At 65.9% G+C, this 8,743-nt stretch carries 12 protein-coding genes; all 12 read left to right on the top strand.

Features of this window, described 5'->3' with window-relative positions:
* The first annotated feature begins 526 nt into the window (after window positions 1-526).
* Window positions 527-1,837 carry a preprotein translocase subunit SecY gene (gene secY / locus VF330_RS06425; protein ID WP_330850570.1) on the top strand — a complete coding sequence of 437 codons (1,311 nt, stop codon included), beginning with the start codon at window positions 527-529 and terminating at the stop codon, window positions 1,835-1,837.
* Window positions 1,838-2,398: an adenylate kinase gene (locus tag VF330_RS06420; protein WP_330850569.1), complete on the top strand. Its 561-nt coding sequence runs from the start codon at window positions 1,838-1,840 to the stop codon at window positions 2,396-2,398. It abuts the gene before it with no gap.
* Window positions 2,399-2,451: 53 nt separating this feature from the next.
* Complete coding sequence (map, locus tag VF330_RS06415) at window positions 2,452-3,234, top strand: type I methionyl aminopeptidase (RefSeq protein WP_330850568.1); 783 nt, start codon at window positions 2,452-2,454, stop codon at window positions 3,232-3,234.
* Between the two features lie 94 nt (window positions 3,235-3,328).
* Complete coding sequence (locus VF330_RS06410) at window positions 3,329-3,493, top strand: hypothetical protein (RefSeq protein WP_330850567.1); 165 nt, start codon at window positions 3,329-3,331, stop codon at window positions 3,491-3,493.
* A gap of 274 nt (window positions 3,494-3,767) precedes the next feature.
* Window positions 3,768-3,989: a translation initiation factor IF-1 gene (gene infA / locus VF330_RS06405; RefSeq protein ID WP_005166804.1), complete on the top strand. Its 222-nt coding sequence runs from the start codon at window positions 3,768-3,770 to the stop codon at window positions 3,987-3,989.
* A gap of 25 nt (window positions 3,990-4,014) precedes the next feature.
* Window positions 4,015-4,128 (top strand): 50S ribosomal protein L36, encoded by a 114-nt coding sequence (gene rpmJ, locus VF330_RS06400; protein ID WP_010148647.1) that lies wholly within the window; start codon window positions 4,015-4,017, stop codon window positions 4,126-4,128.
* Between the two features lie 224 nt (window positions 4,129-4,352).
* Complete coding sequence (gene rpsM, locus VF330_RS06395) at window positions 4,353-4,733, top strand: 30S ribosomal protein S13 (protein WP_045309821.1); 381 nt, start codon at window positions 4,353-4,355, stop codon at window positions 4,731-4,733.
* 37 nt (window positions 4,734-4,770) lie between these two features.
* Entirely contained in the window at window positions 4,771-5,178 is a 408-nt protein-coding gene (gene rpsK / locus VF330_RS06390) for a 30S ribosomal protein S11 (protein WP_033436732.1), read from the top strand.
* A gap of 23 nt (window positions 5,179-5,201) precedes the next feature.
* Window positions 5,202-5,807: a 30S ribosomal protein S4 gene (gene rpsD, locus VF330_RS06385; protein WP_330850566.1), complete on the top strand. Its 606-nt coding sequence runs from the start codon at window positions 5,202-5,204 to the stop codon at window positions 5,805-5,807.
* A gap of 152 nt (window positions 5,808-5,959) precedes the next feature.
* Complete coding sequence (locus VF330_RS06380) at window positions 5,960-7,018, top strand: DNA-directed RNA polymerase subunit alpha (RefSeq protein ID WP_330850565.1); 1,059 nt, start codon at window positions 5,960-5,962, stop codon at window positions 7,016-7,018.
* A gap of 48 nt (window positions 7,019-7,066) precedes the next feature.
* Window positions 7,067-7,642: a 50S ribosomal protein L17 gene (gene rplQ / locus VF330_RS06375; protein ID WP_330850564.1), complete on the top strand. Its 576-nt coding sequence runs from the start codon at window positions 7,067-7,069 to the stop codon at window positions 7,640-7,642.
* Between the two features lie 59 nt (window positions 7,643-7,701).
* Complete coding sequence (gene truA / locus VF330_RS06370; RefSeq protein WP_330850563.1) at window positions 7,702-8,493, top strand: tRNA pseudouridine(38-40) synthase TruA; 792 nt, start codon at window positions 7,702-7,704, stop codon at window positions 8,491-8,493.
* Window positions 8,494-8,743: the final 250 nt, after the last annotated feature.

The raw sequence follows: 8,743 nt of genomic DNA, 5'->3' as shown, positions 1-8,743 counted from the left end.
ACGAGTGGTAGCACCTCGCACCCAAAGTCAAGCCCCAATCGCACAAGAACGGGTGGGTTCACCGGCTCTAATCGGCGTCAGGGGTGACGGCTCGCCTTCGGCATCGCTTGGAAGTGCGGGGGTTGGGTCGGCTCGCCTTCGGCTTCACCCGCACGTCCCTGCCGGCCTCCATCGTGTCTCTCCGCGGCGCGCTAGCCGCGCTCCAGGCGGGTTCTGCGGTCAGCTGAAAAAGTTGAGCCGCAAGAGGGAACAGCGGGGGTGGCGCGGACGTTCGCGGGCGGCGTAACCGCTGCTCGTAGCATGGATCTGAAGGAGTTTCTACACCGGATGGCCCAGTGAAGTGGTGAGAGATCAACGAGTTGGAACCTGTGATTGGCCACTGGGTACGGCGGTGTCGTGGGAGACTGTTAGAGTCGCGGGCTGAACCCGGATGTCCTCCGGGTTGCTTGGTCGTGGCTGCCTGCTGCGGCCTGCCAACTACCGCATGTGCCGGTCCCTGGGGGTCGGCAACGCTCAGGAGGTTCGCGTGCTCGGCGCATTCCGCTCGGCTCTCGCGACGCCGGATCTACGCAAGAAGATCCTGTTCACGCTCGGGATCATCATTGTGTACCGGCTTGGTGCGACCATGCCCGCGCCGGGCGTGTCCTTCAAGAACGTGCGGGCGTGTGCTGAACAGCTCGAGGGCCAGAACATCTACTCGCTGATCAACCTCTTCAGCGGTGGCGCTCTGCTCAACCTGTCGGTGTTCGCGCTGGGGATCATGCCCTACATCACCGCGAGCATCATCATCCAGCTGCTCACCGTGGTCATCCCGCGGTTCGAGCAGCTGAAGAAGGAAGGGCAGGCCGGTCAGGGCAAGCTGACGCAGTACACGCGCTACCTGACCATCGGGCTCGCGATCCTGCAGTCCACCGGTCTCGTCGCCCTGGCGGTGCGCGGGCAGCTGTTCGGTGAGTGCGACCAGGACGTCATCCCCGGCAAGGACAGCATCTTCACCCTCATCGTGCTGGTCGTGACCATGACCGCCGGTACCTCGGTCATCATGTGGCTGGGCGAGCTCATCACCGAGAAGGGCATCGGCAACGGCATGTCGTTGCTGATCTTCACCGGTATCGCCGCCCGCATCCCGGCCGAGGGCAAGAACATCCTCGAGAAGAGCGGCATCACCTTCGCCCTCGTGATCGTCGCCGCTCTGATCATCATCGCGAGCGTCATCTACGTCGAGCAGGCCCAGCGCCGCATCCCGGTGCAGTACGCCAAGCGCATGATCGGCCGCCGCATGTACGGCGGCACGTCGACGTACCTCCCCCTCAAGGTGAACCAGGCCGGCGTCATCCCGGTCATCTTCGCCTCGTCGCTGCTCTACCTGCCGGACCTGATCGTGCGCCTCACCCAGGGCTCCTCGACCGAGCCGAACTGGTTCTCCACGTTCGTGCAGACCTACCTGGTCAAGCAGTCGAGCTGGGTGCACATCGCCACGTACTTCCTGCTGATCGTCTTCTTCACGTACTTCTACGTCGGCATCACGTTCAACCCGGACGAGCGCGCTGACGAGATGAAGAAGTTCGGTGGCTTCATCCCCGGCATCCGTCCTGGTCGTCCGACCGCCGAGTACCTCAAGTTCGTGCTGGGTCGCATCACGCTCCCCGGCTCGCTCTACCTCGGCATCGTGGCGATCCTGCCGAACCTGTTCCTGGACCTGACCGGCGACGGCCAGAACCAGAACTTCCCGTTCGGCGGCACCGCGGTTCTGATCATGGTCGGTGTCGGCCTCGACACCGTGAAGCAGATCGAGAGCCAGCTCATGCAGCGCAATTACGAAGGGTTCCTCCGCTAGATGCGACTCGTTCTCGTTGGCCCGCCGGGTGCGGGCAAGGGCACCCAGGCCGAAGTGCTGAGCCGCAAGCTCGGTGTGCCGCACATCTCGACGGGCGACCTCTTCCGGTCACACATCAGCAACCAGACCGAGCTCGGCCTCGAGGTGCAGAGCATCCTCGACGAGGGCGCGCTCGTGCCGGACTCCATCACGAACGAGATGGTCCGCAAGCGTCTGGCCGAGTCCGACGCGACGGACGGGTTCCTGCTCGACGGGTTCCCGCGCAACGTCGCCCAGGCGGACAAGCTGGGTGAGTTCCTCGCCGTCGGCGGGCACAAGCTCGACGCGGTGCTGGAGTTCCGGGTCGACGAGGACGTCGTGGTGGAACGGCTGCTCGCGCGCGGGCGCACGGACGACAAGGAAGACGTCATCCGGCACCGCCAGCAGGTGTACCGCAACGAGACCGCGCCGCTGCTGAGCTACTACTCCGACAAGGTCGTCTCCATCGACGCCGTCGGTGAGATCGACGAGATCAGCGCGCGCGCACTCGCCGCGTTGAACGAGCTGCGCGACGAGAAGTGACAGGTGGACTGCTTGACCGGCTCCGCACTGTCATCACGGGTGGCAGCGACAGCATGAGCAAGATCGAGATCAAGACGCCCGGCCAGCTGGAGGCGATGCGCGCCTCCGGCCTGGTCGTGGCGAGGGCGCTCAAGAACGTCGTCGCGGCGGTGAAGCCCGGCATCTCCACGTGGGAGCTCGACGAGATCGCCGAGCAGACCATCCGCGACGCCGGCGCCATCCCGTCGTTCAAGGGCTACCACGGCTTCCCGGCGAGCATCTGCGCCTCGGTGAACGACCAGATCGTCCACGGCATCCCCAGCAGGACCCAGGTCCTGGCCGAAGGCGACCTGATCTCCATCGACTGCGGCGCGATCCTCGACGACTGGCACGGCGACTCCGCCGTCACGGTCGGCGTCGGAGAGCTCTCGCCCGCCGACCACAAGCTGTCCGAGGCGACCAGGCTCTCGATGCTCGCGGGCATCGCGGCCGCGGTGCCCGGCGGACGGCTCACGGACATCTCGTTCGCCATCGAGTCCTCGGCCATCGAGTCGGGGGAGCGCGACGGCATCGAGTACGGCATCGTCGCGGACTACGGCGGCCACGGCATCGGCACCAAGATGCACATGGACCCGTTCCTGCCGAACTACGGCAAGCCCGGCAAGGGCCCGAAGCTCAAGGTCGGCATGGCCATCGCGATCGAGCCGATGCTGACGCTCGGCACCGACGACTCGCAGGAGCTGGAGGACGGCTGGACCGTCACCACGCTCGACGGCACGCGGGCCGCGCACTGGGAGCACAGCGTCGCCATCACGGAGGACGGTCCCTGGGTGCTCACCGCGCCCGAGGACGACTGACCCCGCGCTCTTCGGAACAACCCCGTTCACCGGCCGGTGGGCGGGGTTGTTCCATTTGCCCTCGCGGATGCGGTCGCAGTGACGAACGAGTCCAATGCTCGGGGGCGGTGTGGGGGCCACCCGTTCCGTCCTGTCCGCACTTCTGATCCTCGTCTCGGGCTGCGCTGCCACCAAGCCGGCCACCGACCTCACCCACCAGGACGTCCCGGCCGACAAGATCGCCGACCAGATCTTCGCGGCGAGTACGTCAACGCCGTGAACCGCATCACTGCACTGCACGCCACCCCCGGCACCCCGAGCCCGGAGAGCTGCGGCATCGGATCGGGTGATGCCGCGCTCGACAACGCAGCTCAGAGGTGCGCGCGGCCGGATGACGGACCCGACCGGACCCGATTTGGGTTGCCGGAGTGAACTGCGTACACTGGTCAGGTGGCGCATCTGTCGCGCCGGTTCTGTCATGCCCTCGCAGGTGAGATCGAACCCGGCAGGCGCGCGTCCAAAGGTATTTATCACCGTCACGAAACGCGGAGGACATGGGCAAGAAGGACGGGGCCATTGAGGTCGAGGGCCGCGTAGTCGAGCCGCTCCCCAACGCGATGTTCAGGGTCGAGTTGGAGAACGGTCACAAGGTACTCGCGCACATCAGCGGCAAGATGCGACAGCACTACATCCGCATCCTCCCTGAGGACCGGGTCGTCGTGGAGCTCTCGCCCTACGACCTGTCCCGCGGGCGCATCGTCTACCGCTACAAGTGACCTCCAGTAGCAGGAGATCTCAGGCGTGAAGGTTCAGCCGAGCGTCAAGAAGATCTGCGACAAGTGCAAGGTGATCCGCCGTCACGGCCGGGTCATGGTGATCTGTGAGAACCTGCGCCACAAGCAGCGCCAGGGCTGAGCAGCTCCACCACGCGCTCGTCGAGATCCTCTTCGATGACGCAGTAACGAGAAGCCTCCTCGTACCTACCGCACGCAGTGCTTTCCCGCGTGCGGACACCCCCGGATTCCAGGCCGGGGCCGGGACACCGGCTGTGAGAGCAGCCGGAACGACACACAGCGAGTCAGTCACCGGAACTGGACGAGGAGCAGACCTGGAAGTAATCGACAGGAGCTAACCGCCACATGGCACGACTCGCTGGCGTCGACCTCCCCCGCGAGAAGCGGATGGAGATCGCGCTCACCTACATCTTCGGCATCGGTCGTACGCGCTCCAAGGAGCTGCTCGCCGCCACGGAGATCTCCCCGGACCTCCGGGTGAAGGATCTGACGGACGACGACCTCGCCAAGCTGCGGGACCACATCGAGACGAACTACAAGGTCGAGGGTGACCTTCGCCGTGAGGTCGCGGCCGACATCCGTCGCAAGATGGAGATCGGTTGCTACGAAGGTCTTCGGCACCGTCGTGGCCTGCCCGTTCGCGGACAGCGCACCAAGACGAACGCCCGTACCCGCAAGGGTCCGAAGAAGACCGTGGCCGGCAAGAAGAAGGCCGGCAAGAAGTAAGACCTCGCGTCTACTGCCCTCAACTTAGGAGTTCGTTTTGCCACCCAAGTCCCGTACGGGCGCCGGGGTCAAGAAGGTCCGGCGCAAGGAGAAGAAGAACGTCTCGCACGGCCAGGCGCACATCAAGAGCACGTTCAACAACACCATCGTGTCCATCACGGACCCGATGGGCAACGTGATCAGCTGGGCGTCCGCCGGCCACGTGGGCTTCAAGGGCTCGCGCAAGTCGACGCCGTTCGCGGCGCAGATGGCTGCCGAGAACGCCGCCCGCAAGGCCGCCGAGCACGGCATGCGCAAGGTGGACGTGTTCGTCAAGGGTCCCGGCTCCGGCCGTGAGACCGCGATCCGTTCGCTGCAGGCCGCCGGTCTCGAGGTCGGCACCATCCAGGACGTGACCCCGCAGCCCCACAACGGCTGCCGCCCGCCCAAGCGGCGCCGGGTCTGAGGCACGGGGAGGAGTAAGAACTAATGGCTCGTTACACGGGACCCGCGACGCGCATCTCGCGTCGCCTCAAGGTCGACCTCGTTGGTGGGGACCAGGCGTTCGAGCGCCGTCCGTACCCGCCCGGCCAGCACGGTCGTGGCCGGGTCAAGGAGTCCGAGTACCTGCTGCAGCTCCAGGAGAAGCAGAAGGCTCGCTACACCTACGGCGTTCTTGAGCGTCAGTTCGTCCGCTACTACAAGGAAGCGGTTCGTCGTCCGGGCAAGACCGGCGAGAACCTGCTCCAGATCCTCGAGGCCCGCCTCGACAACGTGGTGTACCGCGCGGGCCTCGCCCGCACGCGTCGCCAGGCTCGCCAGCTGGTTGCCCACGGCCACTTCCTCGTGAACGGCCAGAAGGTGAACATCCCGAGCTACCAGGTGTCGAAGTTCGACATCATCGACGTGAAGCCGAAGTCCATGCCGACGCTGCCCTTCGAGGCTGCTCGCGCGTCCTTCGGTGACCGCCCGATTCCCGCTTGGCTGCAGGTCGTCGCCTCGAACCTGCGCATCCTCGTGCACCAGCTGCCCGAGCGCGCGCAGATCGACACGCCTGTCACCGAGCAGCTCATCGTCGAGCTCTACTCGAAGTGATCCTCTCCGGGCCACCGTCTGCTTCGGACGGTGGCTCGGGTCGGGTCCCGCATCGGCGCGAAGGGTGTGCCGAGTGCGTATGCCGGTCTCCGCGACTGGCTGTTGTTGACGGCGTCAAATAGCGGGCGTCGTTGTCTGAGAGGTAGAACCCAGTGCTGATTTCCCAGCGCCCCTCGCTCGCCGAGGAAGCGGTCTCCGAGACCCGTTCCCGGTTCGTCATCGAACCGCTGGAGCCGGGCTTCGGTTACACGCTCGGCAACTCGATCCGCCGCACGCTGCTCTCGTCGATCCCCGGTGCTGCTGTCACGAGCATCCGCATCGACGGCGTGCTGCACGAGTTCACCACGGTTCCCGGGGTGAAGGAGGACGTCACCGACGTCATCCTGAACCTCAAGGAGCTCGTCGTCTCGTCCGAGGAGGACGAGCCGGTGACCATGTACCTGCGCAAGCAGGGCCCCGGTGTGGTGACCGCGGGCGACATCGTGCCTCCGGCCGGTGTCACCGTGCACAACCCCGACCTGCACATCGCGACCCTGAACGGCAAGGGGAAGCTGGAGATCGAGCTCGTCGTCGAGCGCGGTCGCGGCTACGTCCCGGCTGTCCAGAACAAGCAGGCGGGCGCCGAGATCGGCCGCATCCCCGTCGACTCGATCTACTCGCCGGTTCTCAAGGTGACGTACAAGGTCGAGGCGACTCGTGTCGAGCAGCGCACGGACTTCGACAAGCTGATCCTCGACGTGGAGAGCAAGCCCTCGATCACCCCGAGGGACGCCGTTGCCTCCGCGGGCAAGACCCTGGTGGAGCTGTTCGGTCTCGCTCGCGAGCTGAACATCGACGCCGAGGGCATCGAGATCGGCCCGTCGCCGGCCGAGGCCGACACCATCGCCGCGTTCGCGATGCCTATCGAGGACCTGGACCTCACGGTCCGGTCTTACAACTGCTTGAAGCGGGAAGGCATCCACACCGTCGGCGAGCTCGTGTCGCGCAGCGAGGCGGACCTGCTGGACATCCGCAACTTCGGTGCGAAGTCGATCGACGAGGTCAAGATGAAGCTCGTCGGCCTCGGCCTCGCCCTGAAGGACTCGCCTCCTGGGTTCGACCCGTCCGCCGCCGCGTCCGACTACCACGCCGGTGACACCGGCTGGGGTGCCGGCGCCGGCCTGGACCCGCACGACGACGGCCAGGACTACGCGGAGACCGAGCAGCTCTGACGCTCTGACTCAGAGCTAGAGGATCTCTTTCAGTTACAGGAGTAAGCGATGCCCACCCCTACCAAGGGCCCACGGCTCGGTGGGTCTCCGGCGCACGAGCGGCTGCTGCTCGCCAACCTGGCGACGGCGTTGTTCGAGCACGGCCGGATCAAGACCACTGAGGCCAAGGCGAAGCGGCTGCGTCCGTACGCCGAGAAGATCATTTCCAAGGCCAAGGCCGGCGACCTGCACAACCGTCGCGAGATCATGAAGGTGATCCGCAACAAGGACGTCGTGCACAAGCTGATCGCCGAGATCGGTCCGTTCTTCAGCGACCGCTCCGGTGGCTACACCCGCATCACCAAGACGCTGGCGCGCAAGGGCGACAACGCCCCCATGGCCATCATCGAGCTGGTGCAGCAGAAGCTCGTCTCCACCGAGGCCGAGGCTGCGCGCAAGACCAAGTTCGCCAAGGACGAGAAGCCGGCCGAGACCGCCGTCGTCGACCAGGACGCTGACGCGCCCGAGTCCGCGACGAAGGACGCTGCCGAGGCGCCCGCTGAGGGTGCCGTCGAGGTCGACGGCGAGCCGTCGGCCGAGGAGGTCAAGGCGGAAGAGGCCAAGGACAAGAAGGACGAGTCCTGAGCGGTTCTCCAGCTGACGAGCCCGTCGTTCCCGCTTCAGGGGGCGGCGGGCTCGTTCGTGTGCGGCTTGATCTCGGGTACGACGGGACGGAGTTCTCCGGCTGGGCCCGCCAGCCTTCCCGTCGGACGGTGTGCGGGGTGCTCGAGGACACCATGTCGATGGTGCTGCGGGAGGACGTCGTCCTGACCGTGGCCGGCCGTACCGACGCCGGGGTCCACGCCTCCGGTCAGGTGGCCCATGTCGACCTGCCCGAGTCGGTGGGCGTGGCCGGGTTGCCGCGGCGGTTGGCCCGCGTGCTGCCGGCTGACGTCCGGGTGTTCTCGGCGCGTGTGGTGCCGTCTGCTTTCGACGCCCGGTTCTCCGCTTTGCGGCGCCATTACGAGTACCGGGTCGCTGATGCCGATTTCGGTGCGTTGCCGTTGCGGCGGTTGGACACCTTGGCTTGGCCTCGTCCTCTGGATGTTGCCGCCATGAACTCCGCTGCTGCTCTTTTGTTGGGGGAGCGGGATTTTTGCGCTTTCTGCAAGCGGCGGGAGGGGGCTACGACCATTCGGGAGCTGCAGCGGCTTTCGTTCGTCCGGTCGCCCTCTGATGGTGTGGTCACGGCTTTCGTGTCTGCCGATGCTTTTTGCCACTCCATGGTTCGGTCCCTCGTCGGGGCGTTGCTTGCTGTGGGGGAAGGGCGGAAGGCTGTTGAGTGGCCTGCGTCCTTGTTGTCTTTGAGCGGGCGGGCCAGTGGGGTGGCTGTGGCTCCTGCTCACGGGTTGAGTTTGGTTCGGGTGGATTTTCCGTTGGATTCGGAGTTGGGGGCTCGGGCTGAGGTGACTCGGCGGGTTCGGACTTTGTCCTGACGGTTTTGGGTGGTTGCGTTTGGCTGGCGGGTTCCTGTTTCAGGCGCGGGGCTCTGCCCCGGACCCCGCCAACTGATCAAGGACCGGGCCGGCGCCGTTCGTGGGTTGATGGCACGCCTGTTTCGTTGGGCGGCTTGCTGTTGCGTTGGTGTTTGCGCGATTGCGTGGGGTGGTCCCGTCACGAGCAGTGCTCGAGGCAGCCACACCCGAGGTGGGGAGTCAAGCGGGCGAAAAGCGTGCCCGCTTGACT

It is taken from the genome of Lentzea sp. (assembly GCF_036380075.1).
In the GTDB taxonomy this organism is placed as follows: domain Bacteria; phylum Actinomycetota; class Actinomycetes; order Mycobacteriales; family Pseudonocardiaceae; genus Lentzea.
This window is presented reverse-complemented; position numbering and strand designations above follow the sequence as displayed.

Coding starts and splice junctions, on each gene's coding strand:
- rpsD (WP_330850566.1), top strand. CDS start 5,202: ATGGCTCGTTACACGGGACCCGCGACGCGCATCTCGCGTCGCCTCAAG.
- VF330_RS06410 (WP_330850567.1), top strand. CDS start 3,329: ATGCTCGGGGGCGGTGTGGGGGCCACCCGTTCCGTCCTGTCCGCACTT.
- rplQ (WP_330850564.1), top strand. CDS start 7,067: ATGCCCACCCCTACCAAGGGCCCACGGCTCGGTGGGTCTCCGGCGCAC.
- map (WP_330850568.1), top strand. CDS start 2,452: ATGAGCAAGATCGAGATCAAGACGCCCGGCCAGCTGGAGGCGATGCGC.
- rpsM (WP_045309821.1), top strand. CDS start 4,353: ATGGCACGACTCGCTGGCGTCGACCTCCCCCGCGAGAAGCGGATGGAG.
- infA (WP_005166804.1), top strand. CDS start 3,768: ATGGGCAAGAAGGACGGGGCCATTGAGGTCGAGGGCCGCGTAGTCGAG.
- VF330_RS06420 (WP_330850569.1), top strand. CDS start 1,838: ATGCGACTCGTTCTCGTTGGCCCGCCGGGTGCGGGCAAGGGCACCCAG.